21 protein-coding genes are annotated in these 20785 nt (G+C 68.8%); 14 read left to right on the top strand and 7 right to left on the bottom strand.

Going from position 1 to position 20785, the window contains the following annotated elements; genetic code table 11:
* Positions 1-8 precede the first annotated feature (8 nt).
* From ABEU20_RS08950 to pth, 5 genes are all read left to right on the top strand, one after another.
* Complete coding sequence (locus tag ABEU20_RS08950) at positions 9-1187, top strand: aminotransferase class V-fold PLP-dependent enzyme (RefSeq protein ID WP_420164069.1); 1179 nt, start codon at positions 9-11, stop codon at positions 1185-1187.
* 97 nt (positions 1188-1284) lie between these two features.
* Positions 1285-1785: a hypothetical protein gene (locus ABEU20_RS08945; RefSeq protein WP_420164068.1), complete on the top strand. Its 501-nt coding sequence runs from the start codon at positions 1285-1287 to the stop codon at positions 1783-1785.
* A gap of 174 nt (positions 1786-1959) precedes the next feature.
* Complete coding sequence (locus ABEU20_RS08940; RefSeq protein WP_420164067.1) at positions 1960-3435, top strand: FAD-dependent oxidoreductase; 1476 nt, start codon at positions 1960-1962, stop codon at positions 3433-3435.
* Positions 3436-3693: 258 nt separating this feature from the next.
* The gene (locus ABEU20_RS08935; protein ID WP_420164066.1) at positions 3694-4287 is read left to right on the top strand and encodes a 50S ribosomal protein L25/general stress protein Ctc; all 594 of its coding nucleotides are present in this window, start codon (positions 3694-3696) and stop codon (positions 4285-4287) included.
* Positions 4288-4399: 112 nt separating this feature from the next.
* A complete protein-coding gene (gene pth, locus ABEU20_RS08930) occupies positions 4400-4978 on the top strand; it encodes an aminoacyl-tRNA hydrolase (protein ID WP_420164065.1) in 579 nt (192 codons plus the stop codon).
* A gap of 79 nt (positions 4979-5057) precedes the next feature.
* Here pth and ABEU20_RS08925 read toward each other — a convergent pair whose 3' ends face one another.
* On the bottom strand, positions 5058-6638 hold the full coding sequence (locus tag ABEU20_RS08925) for an HNH endonuclease signature motif containing protein (RefSeq protein WP_420164064.1): 1581 nt from the start codon (positions 6636-6638) through the stop codon (positions 5058-5060).
* Between the two features lie 259 nt (positions 6639-6897).
* On the opposite strand from ABEU20_RS08925, the gene ABEU20_RS08920 reads away from it, so the two are divergent.
* A complete protein-coding gene (locus ABEU20_RS08920; RefSeq protein WP_420164063.1) occupies positions 6898-7764 on the top strand; it encodes an RNase H family protein in 867 nt (288 codons plus the stop codon).
* 4 nt (positions 7765-7768) lie between these two features.
* Here ABEU20_RS08920 and ABEU20_RS08915 read toward each other — a convergent pair whose 3' ends face one another.
* On the bottom strand, positions 7769-9397 hold the full coding sequence (locus ABEU20_RS08915) for a fatty acyl-AMP ligase (protein WP_420164062.1): 1629 nt from the start codon (positions 9395-9397) through the stop codon (positions 7769-7771).
* A gap of 156 nt (positions 9398-9553) precedes the next feature.
* On the opposite strand from ABEU20_RS08915, the gene ABEU20_RS08910 reads away from it, so the two are divergent.
* Genes ABEU20_RS08910 through ABEU20_RS08900 form a run of 3 tightly spaced genes read left to right on the top strand, consistent with a single transcriptional unit; the run spans position 9554 to position 12793 of the window.
* On the top strand, positions 9554-11230 hold the full coding sequence (locus ABEU20_RS08910) for a peptide chain release factor 3 (protein WP_420164061.1): 1677 nt from the start codon (positions 9554-9556) through the stop codon (positions 11228-11230).
* The gene (pnuC, locus tag ABEU20_RS08905) at positions 11227-11895 is read left to right on the top strand and encodes a nicotinamide riboside transporter PnuC (protein WP_420164060.1); all 669 of its coding nucleotides are present in this window, start codon (positions 11227-11229) and stop codon (positions 11893-11895) included. Before ABEU20_RS08910 ends, pnuC begins: the two co-directional genes overlap by 4 nt.
* 28 nt (positions 11896-11923) lie before the next feature.
* On the top strand, positions 11924-12793 hold the full coding sequence (locus ABEU20_RS08900; RefSeq protein WP_420164059.1) for an LLM class F420-dependent oxidoreductase: 870 nt from the start codon (positions 11924-11926) through the stop codon (positions 12791-12793).
* Between the two features lie 11 nt (positions 12794-12804).
* Here the strand turns inward: ABEU20_RS08900 and ABEU20_RS08895 are convergent, their stop codons facing one another.
* Positions 12805-13254 (bottom strand): MarR family winged helix-turn-helix transcriptional regulator, encoded by a 450-nt coding sequence (locus tag ABEU20_RS08895; RefSeq protein WP_420164058.1) that lies wholly within the window; start codon positions 13252-13254, stop codon positions 12805-12807.
* A 144-nt stretch (positions 13255-13398) separates the two neighbouring features.
* Here ABEU20_RS08895 and ABEU20_RS08890 point away from each other — a divergent pair, with 144 nt between their 5' ends.
* From ABEU20_RS08890 to ABEU20_RS08870, 5 genes are all read left to right on the top strand, one after another.
* Positions 13399-14595 (top strand): MFS transporter, encoded by a 1197-nt coding sequence (locus tag ABEU20_RS08890; protein WP_420164057.1) that lies wholly within the window; start codon positions 13399-13401, stop codon positions 14593-14595.
* A gap of 43 nt (positions 14596-14638) precedes the next feature.
* Positions 14639-15466: an aldo/keto reductase gene (locus tag ABEU20_RS08885; protein ID WP_420164056.1), complete on the top strand. Its 828-nt coding sequence runs from the start codon at positions 14639-14641 to the stop codon at positions 15464-15466.
* Between the two features lie 112 nt (positions 15467-15578).
* A complete protein-coding gene (locus ABEU20_RS08880) occupies positions 15579-16016 on the top strand; it encodes a hypothetical protein (protein ID WP_420164055.1) in 438 nt (145 codons plus the stop codon).
* Positions 16017-16038: 22 nt separating this feature from the next.
* Positions 16039-16740, top strand: a complete 702-nt coding sequence (locus ABEU20_RS08875) for a response regulator transcription factor (protein WP_420164054.1) — start codon at positions 16039-16041, stop codon at positions 16738-16740.
* Complete coding sequence (locus ABEU20_RS08870) at positions 16737-18026, top strand: sensor histidine kinase (RefSeq protein WP_420164053.1); 1290 nt, start codon at positions 16737-16739, stop codon at positions 18024-18026. The genes ABEU20_RS08875 and ABEU20_RS08870 overlap by 4 nt, the downstream gene beginning before the upstream one ends.
* Before the next feature lie 6 nt (positions 18027-18032).
* On the opposite strand, the gene ABEU20_RS08865 is transcribed toward ABEU20_RS08870, so the two are convergent.
* From ABEU20_RS08865 to ABEU20_RS08850, 4 genes are read right to left on the bottom strand one after another with little or no spacing between them, the layout of a single operon-like run.
* A complete protein-coding gene (locus ABEU20_RS08865; RefSeq protein ID WP_420164052.1) occupies positions 18033-19070 on the bottom strand; it encodes an enoyl-CoA hydratase/isomerase family protein in 1038 nt (345 codons plus the stop codon).
* Positions 19071-19095: 25 nt separating this feature from the next.
* Positions 19096-19800: a pyridoxine/pyridoxamine 5'-phosphate oxidase gene (locus ABEU20_RS08860; protein ID WP_420164051.1), complete on the bottom strand. Its 705-nt coding sequence runs from the start codon at positions 19798-19800 to the stop codon at positions 19096-19098.
* A 9-nt stretch (positions 19801-19809) separates the two neighbouring features.
* Positions 19810-20268 (bottom strand): VOC family protein, encoded by a 459-nt coding sequence (locus ABEU20_RS08855; protein ID WP_420164050.1) that lies wholly within the window; start codon positions 20266-20268, stop codon positions 19810-19812.
* On the bottom strand, positions 20217-20711 hold the full coding sequence (locus ABEU20_RS08850; RefSeq protein WP_420164049.1) for a nuclear transport factor 2 family protein: 495 nt from the start codon (positions 20709-20711) through the stop codon (positions 20217-20219). Before ABEU20_RS08850 ends, ABEU20_RS08855 begins: the two co-directional genes overlap by 52 nt.
* Positions 20712-20785: the final 74 nt, after the last annotated feature.

The raw sequence follows: 20785 nt of genomic DNA, 5'->3' as shown, positions 1-20785 counted from the left end.
AATAGCCGATGCTCGATCTCGAACGCCTCCGGCTCGACACACCGGGTTGTCTGGAAAGGGTGTTTCTCGACAGCGCGGGCTCGTCGCTGCCTCCGCAGCCGGTGCTCGCAACTGTGATCGGGCATCTCCGCCGCGAAGCCGAGGTCGGCGGTTATGTCGCGGCCGCCGAACGGGCAGACGACCTCACGGCCGTGCGGACGTCGATCGCGCAGCTGATCGGGGCCACGGCGCCGGAGATCGCTCTCGTCGACAGCGCCACCCGCGCGTGGTGCGACTTCTTCACGTCGATTCCGTTGCGTCCGGGCGATCGGGTGTTGCTCTCGCAGGTGGAGTACGCGAGCAATGCGATCACCGCCCTGCACCGCGCGAAGGAGACCGGGGCCGTCGTCGAGGTGGTCCCCAGCGACCCCACCGGACGCATCGATCTGGACGCCCTCGAACGGATGATCGACGACCGCGTCACGCTCGTATCGCTCGTTCACGTCCCCACCAACGGTGGGCTGATCAATCCGGTGCGCGAGGTGGTCGACCTCGCGCACCGGCACGGGGCACTGGTCCTGCTCGACGCCTGCCAATCGGTGGGCCAGCTCCCCATCGATGTCGGCGAGCTCGGGGTCGACGCCCTCTCCGCAACCGGACGCAAGTGGCTGCGCGGACCGCGCGGCACAGGATTCCTCTATATCCGGGGCGATCTCGCCCGCGAACTGAAGCCCATGGCGATGGACCTCCACGGGGCGCAGTGGTTGTCGCCCGACGAGTACCTACCGGCCGCCGACGCGTCACGCTTCGAACTGTGGGAGTGCGACGTCGCCGCTCGACTCGGGCTGGGTGTTGCGGTCGACTACCTCCTGAGCATCGGGGTCGACTACGCGGCGCGGGCAATCGCGACCGGAGCCGACCGGATTCGGAGCGAGCTGGGCGCGCTGCCAGGTGTGCGGCTCCACGATCTCGGCACCGACCGCTGCGGCATCGTGACGTTCACGATCGACGGCACGGAACCGTCGAGCATTCGGGACCGCTTGGCGGACAGCCGGATAACGGTGACCGTCAGCGGACGGTCGTCGACGCTGCTCGACATGAGTGCTCGCGGGCTCGACGCCGTCGTCCGGGCGTCGCCCCACTACTTCGTCTCCGACGGCGACCTGTCACGGTTCGCCGAGGCCGTCGGGCAACTGACCCGCGAGTAACAATTCGGACAAACCCTTCGCAAAGCTCACATCTTCCCAACCAACCGGATGGTATCCATTGTCCGGCATGTACCAATCAATGGGGAGGAATCGAGTTATGCGACGTACCAAGGCTGCCGTTCTCGGGGCGGGCATCTTTGCGTCCGCGCTGCTGCTGGCCGGCTGCAACGACGACAGCGACACGACCGCCGAGACGACAACCACCGCGCCGTCCTCGACGACGACCGCGCCGAGCTCCACCACCGCGGCGCCGTCCAGCGCATCCGCCGACGCGGACGGCGCACCGGCAGGTTCCGGCACTGGAACCGGAACCGGGGGCGGCGCTCGCCCGGCGGCGGGTAACGCCGGCGGCGGCAATGCCCAGGCACCGGCTCCCGCGCCCGCAGCCCCGGCTCCGGCGCCCGCGCCCGCGCCAGGCGGCGGCGACGCTCCGGCCGCCCCGGAGACTCCTGCCGAGGATCCGGAGAAGCCGAAGGAGGAAGCTGAGAACCCGGGCGAAACGCCGGGCGACAACGACCCGGAGGACGAGACGACACCCGACGACGGCTCGGGCACCGAGAACGGCGGGGACGGCGAGCCAGGGAATTCGAACGGCTGACGCACCTGCGGTGTGGCGACCTCTCGGTGGATCGCCACACCGCGCGCCTGCGCCGAGTTCACAAACCGCGAAGTTCGTTCCCGCTGTGCGGGAACTGTGTGACACCACCCTTTCGGGGCGTGTAGATGATTTGTGTCACACCTTTGTTTGTCACGTTTGTGAGAGGAACGACCTATGGCCGAGGCCACACCGATTCGCCCGATTCCCGCAGATCACATCACCGAATGGGCTTACGAAGCCGACGTCGTCGTCGCCGGATTCGGCGTCGCGGGTGCATCCGCCGCCGTCGGCGCTGCGCAGAACGGCGCCGACGTCCTGGTGCTCGAGCGCACCGGCGGCTGGGGTGGTGCCGCGGCGATGGCCGGCGGCTTCATCTACATGGGCGGCGGCACTCCGCTGCAGAAGGCGTGCGGCTTCGAGGACACCGTCGACAACATGAAGGCCTTCATGAAGGCCGCGCTGGGCCCGGGCACCGACGAGGCCAAGATCGACGCCTACTGCGAGGGCAGCGTCGACCACTACCACTGGCTCGTCGACGAGTGTGGCGTCCCGTTCAAGATGTCCTTCTGGGGCGAGCCGGGCTGGGAGCCGCCGGGCGACGACGGCCTGCAGTACACGGGCGGCGAGAACGCGGCACCGTTCAACGCATCCATCCCGCCCGCGCCGCGCGGACACGTCCCGCAGATGCAGGACAAGCACGTCAGCACCGAGAAGGGCGGCGGCTACATGCTCATGAAGCCGCTCACCGACAAGGCCGCCGAACTCGGCGTGCGCTCCGCATACGACATGCGGGTGCAGACCCTGATCGTCGACGCCGACGGACGGGTCGTCGGCGTGCAGGCCAAGCAGTACGGCAAGGATGTCGCCGTCCGCGCCCGCAAGGGCGTCGTCCTCGCGACCGGTAGCTTCGCCTACAACAACCAGATGCTCGAGTCGTTCGCGCCGAAGATGGTCAACCGGCCGGCCGCCTCGATCGAGGAGCACGACGGTCGCGCCATCCGCATGGCGCAGGCTCTCGGTGCGGATCTCGCGCACATGGACGCCGCCGAGGTCGCATTCTTCTGCGACCCCCAGCTGTTCATTCGCGGCATCCTCGTCAACGGCCGCGGCCAGCGCTACATCAACGAGGACACCTACCCGGGCCGCGTCGGCCAGGCGACGCTGTACGAGAACCACAACGAGGCGTTCCTCGTGATCGACGAGGCCGCGTACGAGGAGGGCATGACCCGCCCGACGTCGAGCCCGCAGCTGCGTCACCAGCCCAAGTGGGTCGCCGAGACCGTCGAGGAGCTCGAAGCCGAGATGGGGCTGCCCGCGGGCACCCTGCAGGCGACCGTCGACGTCTTCAACCGGCACGCCGAGAACGGTGAGGATCCGCTGTTCGGCAAGAAGACGGAGTGGGTCAAGCCGATCGGCTCCCCCGTCGCCGCCATCGACCTGCGCGGTATGACCGGCGGCTTCACGCTCGGTGGCCTGCGCACCAACACCGACTCCGAGGTGCTGCACGTCTCCGGTGAACCGATCCCCGGCCTGTTCGCGGCCGGCCGCTGCACCTCCGGCGTCTGCGCCGGCGGCTACGCGTCGGGCACGTCGCTCGGCGACGGCAGCTTCTTCGGCCGTCGCGCCGGCATCAGCGCCGCCAAGGCCTGACATACAGCGGTAGTCCGAATCGGGCCCGGTCGACGCACGTGCGCGTCGACCGGGCCCGATTCTCTTCCGTTCAGCCATCCGGTAGACTGCATCAAGTTGTCTCGGCGAGGGCGATTCGCGTAACGCGCTGAATCACCGTGATCGACGCGGCACGGCTTCGATAGAGCAGTTTGCTCCGGCCGTTCGTGTCTGTCCGCCCCTCGTCGCGACGAACGACCGTCAACGAATATCTCACGTGAGTTGTAGGAGCCGTTTCACATGTCTGACGACAATCGCCTCGTAGCCTCTGTTCGTTCCGAGTTCGGCAAGGGCGCTGCCCGCCGTGCCCGCCGCGACGGCCAGGTCCCCGCTGTCCTGTACGGCCACGGCACCGACCCGCAGCACCTGAACCTCCCGGCTCGCGAGTTCGCCGCCGTCCTGCGCGCGCACGGCACCAACGTCGTCATCAACCTGGACATCGACGGCAAGGATCAGCTGGCGCTGACCAAGTCGATCGTCGTCCACCCGATCCGTCGCCACATCGAGCACGCCGACCTCCTCATCGTCAAGAAGGGCGAGAAGGTTGCGGTCGAGGTCCCGATCGTCGTCACCGGTAACGCCGCTCCGGGCGCGCTGGTCACCGAGGAGACCACCACGATCAAGCTCGAGGTCGACGCTCTGAACATCCCCGAGTCCGTCGAGATCTCGGTCGAGGGCGCCGAGGTCGGCACCCAGTTCCTGGCCGGCGCGGTCGCGCTGCCCAAGGGCGCCACCCTGGCCGACGACGCCGAGCTGCTGCTCGTGAACGTCGTTGCCGCTCAGGCTGCCGAGCCCGCCGCCGGCGAGGAGACCGAGGCCGAGGCCGAGGCCTGATCAGCTCCGCGCTGAACATCCAGCGGCGCGTCGATCCCGTTCGGGTTCGACGCGCCGCTGTTCTATAGGCACGGTCGTATGAGCACCGTCGCATCGAAAGGACTCCCGAGCAGTGAGTGACGACACCGGCACCGCAGTGGTCGTCGGCCTGGGCAATCCGGGACCGCAGTACGAGAAGACCCGCCACAACATCGGCTTCATGGTGGCCGACGTCCTCGCCGGGCGAGTGAGCGGCAAGTTCAGCGCCCACAAGCGCAGTGGCGCGGAGATCGTGCAGACCCGGCTGGTCGGTCGGCAGGTGATCCTCGCCAAGCCCCGCTCGTACATGAACCTTTCGGGCGGCGCGGTGTCCGGGCTCGCCCGCTTCTTCTCCGTGAAGCCCGAGAACATCGTCGTCATCCACGACGAACTCGACCTCGACTTCGGCACAGTCCGGCTCAAGCAGGGCGGCGGAGAGGGCGGCCACAACGGCCTCCGCTCGATCTCTCAGTCCCTCGGCACCAAGGACTACCTGCGCACCCGCGTCGGTATCGGCCGCCCGCCGGGTCGGCAGGATCCCGCCGACTACGTGCTCAAGCCGTTCTCGACCGTCGAACGCAAGGAGCTCGACCTCGTCTGCGAGGAAGCCGCGGACGCCGTGGAACTGGTGCTGCAGCTCGGACTCGAGGCGGCGCAGAACCGGCTGCACTGAAGGCTCGCACGCAGAGCTGCGCCGCTGAGCCATTGCGACACTGAGCGTTGACCACACTGAGCGATCTGGGTTTCCGTCCTCAGAACGGCGGATCTTCCGCGGCCGCAACCGCCGTGTGCGTGGTGGCAGCCGTGTCGCTGTGCCGCGGCGTGTACCCACGACGTCGGCGTTGCCGGGGCGGGATCCGGCTCTCGAGGAGATAGTCGAGGTCGAGTTCCGCCGCCGAATAGTTGAGCTTCGCGAGGGCCCGACTGTCGGTGAGCCGCGCGAGCAGTTCACCGTGGACGCCTGTACGAAGGTCTTCACCGCTCGACCCGTCGGCGAACATGCCCTGGGGTTCCGTGACTGTGATGCGGCCGGTGGGATCGGACCATTCCAACCGTCCACGACCGATCTGGCGGACGGCCCAATAGCCGAGAGTCTTGAGCCGATGGTGTTTTCGGCACAGACAGGCCAGGTTCGTTTCGGTGGTGAGCCCACCGCGAGCCGGGTCGTCGTGGTCGAACGGAATCGTGTGGTCGAGGTCGCACGCCCTGGCTTGGACTCCGCAATTCGGAAAGCGGCACGCGCCGTCCCGGGTTCGCACGATCTCCACGAGCTGAGCGTTGGGCCGATACGCCTTTTCCTGCAATCGTTTCCGAGTTCGCGACGCGACATCCACGGGAGATGTCCGGGGCGACGGGTGGCCTCGCCCGATGCCGAGAACCGATCCGGCCTCGGTGTCGGACGCGGCCCGATCGGCGTCCGGCAGCGTCAGAACCTGCTTCCACGTGGCGTCCGCGGCCAGTTCACGTGCCAGGTCCGCGTCGATCGGACCGTAGCCGGACAGGTAGCCGGGTGCGTCGTCGAGACCGAGCAGAGTGGACGCGTTCACCCCGACATGCACCTGTACGGTCACGCCGGACGTCCCGGCAGAGCCGAGATCGGCTCGCGCGGTGCAGTTGTCGAGCCCGCACCGGCATTCGAGGTGTGTGTGGCCGGCGGCGAGAGCCACCAGCGCATCGGCCCGGCGTTGCGGGTACGTACGGGGATCTCGGGCACACACGTCGAAACTCATCGCCCGTAACCTGCCCGCGAGGATCTGGCCGCCTTCCGCCGGAAGCAGGCCGTCGACCTGAGTCATGGCATCGTCACGCGCAACGACTCGCACATCCCGATCCGCGACGGCGCGGCGGCGGCGTTCGCGGGCGCCCTCCGGATCGAGACGCGCGATGAGGCGTCGGGCCCGATCCTTGAGTCGGGTGGTGCTGACGCGTTCCGCACCGTCCAGCAGTCGGCGCTCGATGTCGGCGAGCGCGTCGTCGGAGACGTTCGCGAGCGCCTCGGAGAACGCGTGTGCCTTCGCGAGATCGATCCGACCGGAGGCAAAGGCGGCCCGCACCTGATGCAGTCGCCAGCGCAGATCGCAGCCGAGGCCGATCATCCGCTGGGCCGCGGTCTCGGTGAGCCCGAGGAGCCCAGCAATCTCGACGTGAGCGAACTCCCCGTGATGAGCCTCGTTGCGGCCCGCCCGCGCGTCCTCGTCGCAACGCATGACGAACAAGTCTGTCACCAGGTCGATTTCGAGGAACTGTTCGCACGCGATCCGCGCATGGCGGGCGACGAGCGCCGCGGTCGACCCCTCGCTCGCGCTCACCGTCAACACCCCCGTATCGAACATAGTTTCGACTATAAGGCGAGCCACCGACAGAATCGCGGAATCCGAAACGGCGATCCACTCGGGTGGTGATTCCACGTCGGCGTCGCCCGCGAGAGACGCCACGTGACCGGCCCGGGCCCGCGCCACGAACTCGTCGTTCGCCGCCTGTATCCGGACCGAAGTGGAGGCCGATCGGCTCGCCGATCCCGGCGGGAACCGAACTGTCACACCCCTGGTGCATCGTGATGGCCGTTCAGCCGGCCGATGCGAAGAAGTGCCGTTGCTCGCAGTCATCCACATCCGACGAAACCAGCGCAACCGAGTCCAACTGGTACGCGCGGTTGCCACGTGGCGTACGGCCGGAGACACCGAGAGCCGACTCTTCACGTACGACGATGCGAGCGACGCGTCCTTCTACGGTGCAGGTCTCGACGCGTTCGCTCTGATCCTGGAGATCTCGGTGGCCGTGTCGGAGCCGATCCTCCTGCACGTCACCGACAACAAGCTGCGCAGCGAGATCGTGGCCGTGGTCGGAGCGTTCCCTTCGGTGACGATGGCCGGCGTGGCCCGCGGTGCGGTCGTGCAACTGTCGCTCGCGGCGCTCGACGTCCTGGATGCGGACAACCTCGACCGTCAAGCAGTGGCCGCGGCCCGCGAATGCGAACAGATCGCCGCCCTGCCGGACCTTGTCGTCGCCACCGACGCTTCCAAGTCACGCCGTCGGGCAGTCGGCGTGGCCTGCGTGAGCAAGGAAGGTGATCGGCACCAGAAGATGCTGCCGAACATCAAGAGCGCGGTGGCGGGCGAACTGCTCGCCACCGAACTCGCGGTCGACCGGTTCACCGGCCGTCGGTTGCACATCCTCACCGACAGCCAGGCCGCCCTCCAGTACCTCGGGATCACGTATCCCGATCGACCGCTGCCCCGAGATGGCGAGGCGACAGCGGTGGCGGACCGGATCCGGCGCTCGCTGGTCGGTCGGAAAGTGCGATTCACCTGGGTGCGTGGACACGACGGTCACCTGTTGAACGAGACCGCGGGTCGATTGGCCGTGGCAGTCCGACGCGCGTACGAGTCCCAGATCCCCGCCGAGACGCGCCGGTCGATCGCCGACCGGACCGTCGAGCCACTGTGGGCCGCGGCCTGAGAGATCAGAGCAGCCCGATCGAACTCGACCGCCGCAGCTTGCCCGAGGACGTCTTGGGCAGTGAGCCCGGGCCGAGGACGGCGACGGTGCGGGGCCGGACGCCGACCTCGGCGACGACCGCGTGCGCCACCTCGCGTTCGATCCGCTTGACCTCGTCGGCGTCGTCGATTGCGTTGGTCTCCACGGCAACTGCGAAACTCTCACGCTTGTCGCCGGCGTCGAGGCGGATCGCGACGGCGTTGCCGGGGCGCACTCCGGCAACGGATCCGGCGGCACGTTCGATGTCGGTGGGATAGATGTTGCGGCCGCCCATGATGATGACGTCCTTGGCGCGGCCACACACGACGACGAGTCCGTCCTCGGTGAAGTAGCCGATGTCGCCGGTGTTGATCCAGCCGTCCGCGTCCTGAGTCGCTACCGGCCCGTCGATCGTGAGATAGCCGGGGGTGACGGCCTTACCGCGCAACTCGATCACACCCACGGCACGCCGCGGCAGCTCCAGCCCGTCCCGCGCCACCACCCGCCCTTCGAGCCCCGGCACGAGTGGTCCGAGCGTCGCCAACGCACGCGCGTTGGCACGACTGGAACGAACCGCGAGGCCGCCGGCCTCGAGCAGATCCGGGTCCACCCGGTCGACGATCAGACCCTGCCCCGGTTCGGGCACCGAGACCGCGAGGGTCACCTCGGCCATCCCGTACGTCGGGGCCAGTGCGAGTGGGTCCAGGCCGAACCGGGCGCCCGCCTCGGCGAGCGCGACCATCGTGTCCGGGTCGACCGGCTCGGCACCGTTGAGCAGGACCCGCATCGACGACAGGTCGTACTCCCCCGCCGGCGCCTGCGCGAGCCGCCGGGCAAGCAGCGAGTACGCGAAGTTCGGTGCTGCGGTGACAGTTCCGCGGTACTTGCCCATCAGCTCCGCCCACAGCAACGGCGTCCGGAGGAAGTCGAGCGGAGTGATGTGGACGGTGGTGGCGCCGATCTGCATCGGGACGGTGAGGAACCCGATCATCCCCATGTCGTGGAACAGTGGCAGCCAGCTGATCATCACGTCGCGCTCGGGACTGAACTTGACGCGGTCGATCATCGCGTACGCGTTGGCGTAGAAGTTTCCGTGCGTCAGTTGCACGGCTTTGGGCGATCCGGTGGATCCGGAGGTCAACTGCTGCAACGCGATATCGGACTCGTCGGTCTCGACGGGGTCGATGTCGTCGCCGTCGCGCATCGTCTCGATCGTCACGACCTCGATGCCGCGCTCGAGAAGCAGCGGGACGGCCGCCTCGAACGGTGCGCCCACGATGACGGCCGCGGCGGAGATCATTCGGATGATCGCCTCGGTGTCCTGCGCCCACACCAGCAGGTCCGTACGCGGGGTGGGCTGGTGCAGCATCGTCACCGACCCGCCGCGCATCCAGATCGCCTGGCAGGCTGGCGCGATGTCGACGGGCATGCCCGCGAGGACACCGATTGCCGCGCCGGGACCGATCCCGGACTCCGCGAGCGCGCCGGCCATGCGACGGGCGACGCTGTGGACCTCGCCCCACGTCTGGCGAAGCGGGGCGTCCGGTTCACCCGTGATCAGTGCCTGCGAACTGGTCGCGGCCGTGGCGTACATCTCGTCGGTGAACATACTCATGGAAGCTCCTGCAAGCTCCTGCCGGTCCTGTGCGGACACTACGACGGCACGACCGATCTCCGACACGTATATCCGGAAGCGGTGCCGACCTGTTACTCCGGCGAACGCCCCGAGTACCCTGGTAGCGGCCCCTATTCCGATCCGAGAGGTTCCCAGTTGACCAGCGCGCCCGACTCGGCCGAGATCACCACCGCCGAGAAGGCGTCGACCACTGCACCCAAGAACCTCGCGAACGAGGCGGACCGACGACGGACGTTCGCCGTCATCTCCCATCCCGACGCCGGTAAGTCGACGTTGACCGAGGCCCTCGCGCTGCACGCGAAGATGATCTCGGAGGCGGGCGCGGTGCACGGCAAGGCCGGCCGCAAGTCGACGGTCTCCGACTGGATGGAGATGGAGAAGGCCCGCGGCATCTCGGTGTCCTCGACGGCTCTCCAGTTCAACTACCACTCGGACGAGACTCCCGAGGACCAGATCAACGTCGTCAACCTCGTCGATACTCCGGGCCACTCCGATTTCTCCGAGGACACCTACCGCGTCCTCACCGCGGTCGACGCCGCCGTCATGCTCATCGACGCCGCGAAGGGCCTCGAGCCGCAGACCCTCAAGCTGTTCCAGGTGTGCCGCCACCGCGGCATCCCGGTCATCACCGTGATCAACAAGTGGGACCGTCCGGGCCGCACCCCTCTCGAGCTGCTCGACGAGATCGACGAGCGCATCGGACTCACCCCCACCCCGCTGTACTGGCCCGTCGGCATCGCCGGTGACTTCCGCGGCCTCCTGCGCCGCGGCGAGGACGGTGCTCCGAGCGAGTACATCCGCTTCACCCGCACCGCGGGCGGCGCGCGGATCGCCCCGGAGGAGGTCATGGACGCCGACGCCGCCCTCGAGCGTGAGGGCGACGAGTGGGTGACCGCGGCCGAGGAGAGCGAGCTGCTCTCGGCAAGCGGTCAGGACCACGATCAGGAGATGTTCCTGGCCGGACAGACGTCGCCGGTGATCTTCGCATCCGCGATGCTCAACTTCGGTGTCCGCCAGATCCTCGACACACTCGTCGCGCTCGCGCCCCCGCCGGGGGCCCGCAAGGACATCGCCGAGAAGCCGCGCGAGGTCACCGATCCGTTCAGTGCCGTGGTGTTCAAGGTGCAGGCCGGCATGGACACCGCGCACCGCGACCGCCTGGCGTTCATGCGCGTCGTCTCCGGCGTGTTCGAGCGCGGCATGGTCGTCACACACGCACAGACCGGCAAGCCGTTCGCCACCAAGTACGCGCTGACGGTGTTCGGCCGCGACCGCAACACGGTCGAGAACGCGTACCCCGGCGACATCGTCGGCCTCGTCAACGCCAACGCCCTCGCGCCCGGCCACACGCTGTTCACCGACAAGAAGGTGGAATTCCCGCCGATCCCGTCGTTCGCACCCGAGCACTTCTCGGTGCTGCGCGCCGAGAGCGCCAGCAAGTACAAGCAGTTCCGTCGCGCCGTCGACCAGCTCGAGTCCGAGGGTGTCGTGCAGATCCTGCGCAACGACATTCGCGGCGACGCGTCCCCGGTCATGGCGGCCGTCGGCCCCATGCAGTTCGAGGTGGTCGCGGCCCGCATGAAGGCCGAGTTCAACGTCGAAGCCCGGATGGAACCGCTCGGCTACGCGCTGTGCCGCCGCACCGACGCCGAGTCGGCCGTCGAGCTGGGCCGACAGCGCGGCGTCGAGGTCTTCACCCGCACCGACGGCGTCCTGCTGGCCCTGTTCAGCGACAAGTGGCGGCTGCAGTACATCCAGAAGGAGATGCCGGAGCTGACACTCGAACCGCTGGTCGCCGCAGGCGATCAGTGAGTCTGCTGCAGAACCTGTTCGACGCCGAACTGCACATCGGCGGCGCCACGATCCTGTGGCGCGAGATCATCGGGAACGCGTTCGGTATCGCGTCGGCGATCGGCGGGATGAAGCGCGTCGTGTGGGCGTGGCCGGTAGGCATCATCGGCAACGCGCTGCTGTTCACGGTGTTCATGGGCGCGCTGTTCCACACCCCGCAGAACCTCGACCTGTACGGGCAGGCGGGCCGTCAGCTCCTGTTCATCACCGTGAGCGTGTACGGCTGGATGCGCTGGCTGCAGTCGCGGCACGACTCCGGCAAGGCGGTGCTGCCGCACTGGGCGTCCACCCGCGCGCGGATCGGGATGATCGCGACGATGGCGATCGGCACCGTCGCGTTCGCGAAGGTGTTCGAGATGCTCGGCTCGTGGGGCCCGTGGCCCGATGCCTGGATCTTCACCGGCTCGATCCTCGCGACGTACGGCATGGCACGCGGCTGGACCGAGTTCTGGCTGATCTGGATCGGCGTCGACGCCGTCGGCGTCCCGCTGCTCTTCAGCGGCGGCTACTACCCGTCGGCGCTGCTGTACCTCGTGTACGCGGGCTTCGTGCTGTGGGGCTTCGCGGTGTGGCTACGCATCCAGCGACAGTCGGCGCAGCAGTCGACAGCGGTCGCGGCGGAATGATCCACCGACCGGTCCGGTTGGAACCGGTATGGCAGCGGTCACACATGACACGACAGATACCCCTTCGTACGGAAAGTTCGGCGTGTGGCGACACGCCTTCGGCCTCCAACCGGAGGTAGGCGCCGAAATCGAACGGCTCGGATACGGCGCGATCTGGGCCGGTGGGTCACCTCCCGCCGACCTGCAGGTCATCGAGGACCTCATCGCCGGCACCGAGACGATCACCGTCGCGACCGGCATCGTGAACATCTTCTCGGCCCCGGCCGACGAGATCGCGCAGTCCTATCAGCGCATCGAATCCCGTCATCCCGGACGCTTCGTCCTCGGCATCGGCGTCGGACATCCCGAGGTGCCCGGCATGGGCGCCGAGAAGCCGTACGACGCCCTCGTCCGCTACCTCGACGTCCTCGACGACGCGGGCGTCCCGAAGAACCGGCGCGTCCTGGCCGCGCTCGGCCCCAAGGTCCTGAAGCTCGCGGCCGACCGCACCGCCGGCGCCCACCCCTATCTGACGACGCCCGAGCACACCCGGCAGGCACGAGAGATCGTCGGCCCCGACGCACTGCTCGCCCCCGAGCAGAAGGTGGTGCTGAGCACCGACGCGGACGCCGCCCGTGCGACCGGTCGCGAGGCCGTCGAGAACCCCTACCTGCATCTGCGGAACTACCGGCGCAACCTCGAGCGGCTCGGTTTCCCGACCGAGGAACTCGACAACGGCGGCAGCGACCGCGTCATCGATGCCCTCGTCGCGCACGGGGACTCGGCCGCGATCGCCCCGCGGCTCACCGCACACCTCGACGCCGGCGCCGACCACGTCGCGATCCAGGTGCTGCCGATGGCGGGAGATCCGCTGCCCGCACTGCGCGAACTCGCCGCGACACTGCAGATCGGCGGGTAGCCGCAGCGCCCCTACGACGCGGTGTGCAGCAGGGGCAGCGCTTCGACGAGGGGTGCCAGTTCGGGTACCTCTCGCGCCTCGGCGAGCGCGCGCTCGAGCGTCGCGTCGTGGACCGGCCGCGCCTCCTCGAGCAGCGCGCGCCCGGCCGGTGTGAGTTCGGTGTAGATCCCGCGCCGGTCGTCCGCACACAGGATTCGGGTCAGCAGGCCCCGGTCCTCGAGTCGATTCACCAGGCGGGTCGTGGCGCTGGCACTGAGCGCCGCCGCACGAGCGAGCTGCTGCATGCGCATGTGCCAGCCGTCCTGCCTGCTCAGGGCGTCCATCACCGTGTATTCCACGACCGACAGTTTGGCCTCCGCCTGCAGCGATCGCTCGAGCTCGGACTCGATCAGACCGTGTAGCGCAGCGAGCGTCCGCCACCCCTGCGACCTGATCTCGACCGCATCGTCCCTGATGCCCACGACGCCCCTTTCCCGGTGACGAGCCTTACATCCGTCGATAGTTGCTTGCGCGGCATATCTACTCGTGCAACTATTTATGCAGCGCCTGCAAATAACAGCTTACGCGCCCCATCTGCTCTCACCATGCTTCTAGGAGCACTCCACATGCCCATAGGCCTGATAGCCCTCGCCCTCGGCGGGTTCGGCATCGGATTGACCGAGTTCGTCATCATGGGCCTCCTGCCCGAAGTCTCCGCCGACTTCGCCGTCAGCGAGGCCACCGCGGGCTGGCTGATCTCCGGCTACGCCCTCAGTGTCGTCGTCGGCGCCCTCCTGCTCACCGCGGCGGTCACCCGCCTCCCCCGCAAACCCGTGCTCGCGGGACTGATGGTCCTGTTCGTCGTCGGGAACACGCTCTCGGCGCTCGCCCCCGACTTCTCGATGATGCTGCTCGGCCGCGTCGTCGCAGCACTGTGCCACGGGGCCTTCTTCGGTATCGGCGCCGTCGTGGCCGCCGACATGGTTGCGCCGAACAAGAAGGCCGGAGCGATCGCGATCATGTTCACCGGACTGACCGCGGCGAACGTCCTCGGCGTCCCCTTCGGGACGCTGTTGGGACAGGCCGCGGGTTGGCGTTCGACGTTCTGGGCGATCAGCGCGATCGGCGTCGTCGCCCTTGTCGGCATCCTCGCACTGGTCCCCGTCACCGAGCGCGGCACCGCAGGAACCACCGGGCTACGCGGCGAACTGCGAGCCTTCCGCTCCGGCCAGGTGTGGGCCTCGATCGCCATCACGGTCCTCGGCTACGGCGGAATGTTCGGCGCCTTCACGTACATCGCGTTCACGCTCACGTCGGTCAGCGGCTTCGGCAGCGCGACGGTGCCGTGGCTGCTCATGGTGTTCGGTGTGGGCCTGTTCATCGGAAACACACTGGGCGGCAAGGCTGCCGATCGCAACGTCGACGCCACCCTCCTGGCGGCGCTGTCCGTGTTGACCGTCGTCCTCGCCGTCTTCGCGCTGACCGCTGCGAGTGCCGTGATGGCGGTCGTGTCCCTGCTGCTGATGGGCATCTTCGGCTTCGCGACCGTGCCCGGACTGCAGATGCGCGTCATGAAGTACGCCAGCGAGGCTCCCACTCTCGCGTCCGGCGCCAACATCGGCGCCTTCAACGCGGGCAACGCGTTCGGCGCCTGGATCGGTGGCGTCACCATCTCGGCGGGTCTCGGTTACACCTCACCGATCTGGGCCGGAGCCGCCATCACCCTGGCCGCCGTCGCTGTCATGGCACTCGCGGCCCGAAAGGCGAACTTCCGCACCGGAGCCGAACTCGCACCCCGCACCGGCGACCTCGCCGGTGTCTGACCGTCCCCAACCGACCGACCTTCACCCACACCCGAGGAGAATCATGTCCACCGTTCCCAGCATCACCCTGAACAACGGCGTCACGATGCCGCAGATCGGCTTCGGCGTCTTCCAGGTTCCCGACGACGAGACGACGGCGGCGGTGACCGCTGCGCTCGACGCCGGATACCGTTCGATCGACACCGCGGCTGTCTACGGAAACGAGTCCGGTACCGGAAAAGCGTTGGCCGCCTCCGGTATCGCGCGTGACGAGTTGTTCGTGACGTCCAAGTTGTGGAACACCGACCAGGGCTACGACGCCACTCTCGCGGGCTTCGACGCGAGCCTGGACCGGCTCGGCCTCGACTACCTCGACCTGTATCTGATCCACTGGCCCGCACCCGCACACGATCGATACGTCGATTCCTGGCGTGCGCTCGAGAAGCTGTACGCGGACGGGCGCGTTCGAGCGATCGGCGTCTCCAACTTCCTGCCCGAGCACCTGCGACGGGTACTCGACGCCGGCTCGATCGTCCCCGCCGTCAACCAGATCGAGCTGCATCCGGCGCTGCAGCAGCGCGACGTCGTCGAGTTCGCCGATGCCCACGGCATCGCCACCGAAGCGTGGAGTCCGCTGGCGCAGGGCGCGGTCCTCGACGATGCGGCGATCGCGCGGATCGCGGCTGCCCACGAGCGGACACCCGCCCAGGTCGTCCTCCGGTGGCACCTGCAGCAGGGGCGCATCATCATCCCGAAGTCGGTGACGCCGTCGCGCATCCGGGAAAACCTCGACATCCTCGGCTTCGAACTCTCTCCCGCCGAGCTGGCGGAAGTCGACGCCCTGGATCGCGACGGGCGGACCGGGCCGCACCCGGCCGAGTTCAACGGCTAGCGGCGACCCTCACCAACCCCTAACAGTTCGCTAACGGGGACCGATAGTCGTGCCCATAACTTGGCCGGTGTCGGTGCCACCGGGGCACCGCCACCGAGCCAGGAGGCCGCACATGAACAAGACCTTCGTCACCCGCCACCGCGTGGCGGTCGCCGCCGCGAGCATTGCAGCCGCCGGAGCCCTCGCAGTGCCCGGCGTCGCGTGGGCGCAGAACGCCATCCCGGGTGGTTCGCCGGTGGCCGTCGCCATGACGGGGGCCGCCGCACCGGCTGTGTCCGTCGTCCCCGCCGCCACGACCTCCCCCGACGGAGCCGTCTGCGGCCTCACGGTGACGCCGCTGACGGACGCGGAACTGCAGACGCTGCGCGACGGTGGGATCGTCACGAAGGAGTCGGAGACGGTCTCCGAGACGGGTGAGTCGTCGACCGTCTCGTTCTCGATGGCCACCGCCACCACCGCGGCCGTCGAGACGGACGCCGCACCCGCGGACGGCGAGATGACGGCAACCGATCCCGTCGCGGCGACCACGGTCACCGCGCAGGCCTGCTGAGCACCCCGGGGACACGGGCACTATGGATGCGGTGACCGATCGTGCCCGCATCCTGCTCGTCGACGACGACCCCAAGGTCCTGTCCTCCCTCACGCGGGGGCTCCGACTCTCCGGTTTCGAACTCGAGACCGCCGAGGACGGGGCCTCCGCGCTGCGGGCCGTCGCGGGAGCCCGCCCGGATGCGATCGTGCTCGATGTGAACATGCCCGTCCTCGACGGGGTGAGCGTCGTCACCGCCCTGCGCGCGATGGGCAACGACGTACCGATCTGCGTACTCAGCGCGCGCAGCACGGTCGGCGACCGGATCGCGGGACTCGAGGCCGGCGCCGACGACTACCTCACCAAGCCGTTCGAGCTGGGCGAACTGGTGGCCCGCCTGCGCGCCCTGCTGCGCCGGGCGCCGCGTAGGCCGGCGCCGGCCGGAACCGTCACGGTGGGTCCGCTCGAGGTCGACCTGCCGGGCCGCCGCGTCCACATGAGCGGCGAACGGATCGAACTGACCAAGCGGGAGTTCGATCTGCTCGAGGTTCTCGCCGAGAACGCCGGCATCGTGCTCAGCCGGGTGCGCCTCCTGGAACTGGTGTGGGGCTACGACTTCGACGCCGACACCAACGTCGTCGACGTCTTCGTGACGTATCTGAGGAGAAAGTTGGAGGCAGGCGGAAGGCCACGCGTACTGCACACCGTGCGAGGGGTCGGCTTCGTGTTGCGGGAGAAGCCGTGATCCCGCGGCGGCGCTCACTCTCGCTGCGTGCCCGGGTCGCGCTCGTCTCCGCCCTGGCCGCGACGATCGTGATCGCCGCGATCGGGGTGGCATTCGTGGTCTTCCTGCGAGTCAACAGCTCGGAGCAACTCGACCGCACCCTCGATTCGGTGTCGCTGAGCGTCGCCGCCGATACCGCCGTGCCGACCGACGTTCCGGCCGGATCCCCCGAGATCGCCGCGCTCGATCGCTATTCGGCGGCCGCCGTGTCGGAGCCGGTCCGCACGACCATGATCGACGGCGCCGCGGTGCGGGCGAAGGACGTCACGATCGCCGGCACTCTCGGTCAGGTGATTGCGGTGTCCGTTCCGGAGGATGCGCTCGGCCGCGCCATCCGGGAACAGCAGTGGCAGGTCGCCGGGGCCGCGGTCGTCGCGATCGCGGTCGCCGCCGGGCTGGGCTGGTTGCTCGCCGGACGAGCGGTCCGGCCGCTGCAGCGCCTCGCCGCCGCCACCCACGACGTCCGCGACGACCTACCGTCGCCGCTGCCCCACATTCGCGGGTCCCGCGAGGCGGAGGACCTGGCCGAGGCGATCACGCTCATGCTCGATCGGATCAGCAAGGCGCAGAACAGGACCCGGTCGGCTCTCGGTTCGGCGCGCGACTTCGCGGCAGTCTCGGCGCACGAGCTGCGCACGCCGCTGACGTCGATGCGCACCGACCTCGAGGTGCTCGCCACCATGCCCCTCTCCGACGCGCAACGCACCGAGATCCTCGCCGAACTGCGCGCGACCGAACGCCAGATCGAGGCGACGCTGACGGATCTGGAGAGCCTCGCGGTGGGCGAACTCTCCGACGTCGCCGACCACGAGGACCTCGACCTGGTGGAGGTCGCGGACCGTTGCGTGCAGGAGTCGACGCGTCGCCTCCCCGGCGTGGTCGTGGAACTGGACGCACCGCCGACGCTGCCGATGCGCGGGCTGCCGTCGGGACTGCGCATGGTCCTCGAGAACGCCGTCACCAACGCGGCTCGCCACGGTCTCGCCGACCGCGTCGAGATCGGGATCGGCCGGGACTCGCGCCGGATCACGGTCACGATCGACGACAACGGCATCGGCGTCCCGGAACACGAGCGGACGACCGTCTTCGATCGCTTTGCGCGCGGTTCGTCCGCACACCCGGACGGTTCCGGGTTGGGACTGGCGCTCATCGCGCAGCAGGCGTCGCTGCACGGCGGCACCGCCGAGCTGACCGACAGTCCGCTCGGCGGCACCAGGCTACGGCTCGAGCTGCCCCGAACCGTCTGACCGTGGCTACTCCGCCAGATCGGCGGTGATCTCGGTGAACAACGCCTCGATCGCCTCGGCGTCGATGTCGTCGATCGACGGCGGATTCCACGACGGATTGCGATCCTTGTCGACCAGGACCGCCCGCACGCCCTCGATGAAGTCGGCGTTGCGGGTCACCTCGGCCCCGAGCACCAGCTCGAGGTCGAGGCACTGCCGCAGGCTCAGGTCCGCGCCGCGGCGCACCAGCTCCGCGGTGATCCACAGGCTGCTGGGTGCGAGCGTCGTGAGGGCCTCACGGGTCTGCTTGGTCCACTCGTCGTCGCCGGTCAGGCGCGCCACCATGTCGGTGATGGTGCCCGAACCGAAGACCCGGTCGATCTCGGCCAGCTGGTCCTCGAGGTCCGACGCAGGTGCCTCGGTGGTGTGCCGCGACAGCACCGCATCCACGTCCGCCGCGCTGCTCGCCGCGCGGAGGTCGTCGGCGAGCGCACCGAGCTTGTCGCTCGGCACGAAGTGGGTGGCCAGGCCGGAGAAGACCGCGTCGGCCGCGGACGCGCGGGCCCCGGTCAGGCCCAGGTACATACCCGTGGCACCGGTCAGCCGGGGCAGGAAGTAGCTGGCACCGATGTCCGGGAAGAAGCCGATGGCCGTCTCGGGCATCGCGAGGGCGGCCTTCTCCGTGACCACGCGCACCGAACCGTGCACCGAGATGCCGAGTCCGCCGCCCATCGCGTGGCCGTCGATCAGCGCGACGTACGGCTTGGGGTAGTTCGCGATGAGCGCGTTGAGCTGGTACTCGGTCTCGAAGAACGCGTGAACCGCGTTGTGATCGCGATCGAGCGCGGACTGGCGGACGGACTTGATGTCGCCGCCCGCGCAGAAGGCGCGCTCCGATGCGCTGGTGACCAACACCGCGGTGATCGCATCGTCGTCGCGCCATCGGGTCAACGCGGCATACATGTCGCGAATCATGCTGCTGTCCAAGGCGTTGAGAGCCTTGGGGCGATCGAGCACGATCTCTGCGACGTTTCCGTGCACATGGGTCTGGATGAACGACGTCATCGCATCTCCCTTCCTGTCGAACTGTTCACGGCCACAACGCGTCGGAGCGCCAGCCGGACCCCTCCGGGGGAAGGAGGCGCCGGTAGCGGACACGCAGGTGCCGTCGGCCCGGATCTGCGTGCCAGAACTCGACTGTCGCCGGAACCAGACACCAAGCCTGCCAGGTTGCCGAAACGAACGATCGGTCGCCCTCCATCTCCGATTCCGCGGCCCGGACGGCGGCGTCGTACTCTGCGACGTCGGCGAGGATCTCGCTCTGTCGACTGGCCGCGGCCACCGCCCGCGCCGTGGCGGACCGGTCGCGGAAATCACGGGCGCTCACCTCGTCGTCTCCGGGTTCGACGTGTCCGCGCACCCGCACCTGACGCCCCTGTTCCCGCCAGTAGAAGGTCAGGGCCGCGGCGGGATGAGCATCGAGCTGGCGGCCCTTCGGTGACCGCGCGTCACCCGAGAACCACCACCCGCGTTCGGTGACGTCCTCGAGCAGCAGCGTCCGGGCATCCGGACGGCCCGACACGTCGACCGTCGACAGCGTCGCGACGTGCGGTTCGACCACGCCCGCGGCCACCGCCTCCTCGAGCCACGACACGAACAGCGCGACGGGATCCGCGGGTAGGGCCCGATCGCCGGGCGGCGGCAGGCCACTGCCCGGCGGCGAAGCCGACGCGCCCGGAATCGCGCGGATCCAACCGCGGGTGTCGGGGAACTCGGCGCGGGGCGGGACGGTCACCGACCGACCCTATCGAGCGGCGCCGCCCTTCGCCGGGCCCGAGAGCATCCAGCGATGCCCGAACGGGTCGACGAGCGTCGCATTGCGCCGGCCGTAGTTCTCCGAGATCCAGCGCTCGACGGAGCCGCCCGCGTCGTGGGCACGCTCGAGGACCGCGTCCGTGTCGTCGACCGGGAGCATGAGACTGACCGATGTCGCCCCGGATTCGGGCGCCGTCAGGCCCATCTCGGGGAATTCCTCGGCCAGGTAGATCATCCCCGTCGGCAGCCGCAGCTCCGCATGCCCGATGCGGCCGTCGTCCATCACGATCGGCTCGCCCAGGAGCTCGGCACCGAAGGCCTTCCGGTACCACTCGATGGCCTCCCGCGCCCCGCGCACCGTGAGGTAGGGCAGGGCGCCGGCGGCCGGGAAGTCGGTCACGGGGCCACCCCGGACACCCCCGGCTGCGGCGACCCGATGAGGGCCCATCGGTTGGAGGTGAGCCGGAAACTGGGCACGTCGGCGAGTGAGTACACCGACTCGTAGGTGCGCTCGTACGAGGTGTGCGCGATCCTCCACCGCCCGGCGGCGTCCCGGGCGTAGCGGTCCTGATAGAACGCCGCGCCGTGCATCAACATCTGGTCGCCCGGCACCACGACGGTGTCGGATAGATACCAGATGCCGGTCGCGGTGTCGCCGTGGACGTCGATCTCCGGGTGCCCGCAGTGGTGCTCGGTGATGACGTGCGGCCCGAGCGTGTCCTGTAGGAACGACACGAACGCGTCCCGCGAGTCGAATCGCAGATGCTCGGCGTAGGTGGCCGTCACGTCCGGCAGCAGGGTCTCCGCGAATTCCACCCACGACTTGGTGTCGAGGGCACGCACGTACCGGTACTTGAGCCGACTGATCTCGGCTATCGCCTCCAGATCCACGATGCCCGCCCTCCACCCGCGCGTACGGTGACAAGTGCAGGCTATCCGGCCACACGCCCGAATGGGGTGTGTAG

Origin of the sequence: Rhodococcus parequi (genome assembly GCF_046042785.1) — a bacterium.
GTDB classification, from domain to species: Bacteria; Actinomycetota; Actinomycetes; order Mycobacteriales; family Mycobacteriaceae; genus Prescottella; species Prescottella parequi.
This window is presented reverse-complemented; position numbering and strand designations above follow the sequence as displayed.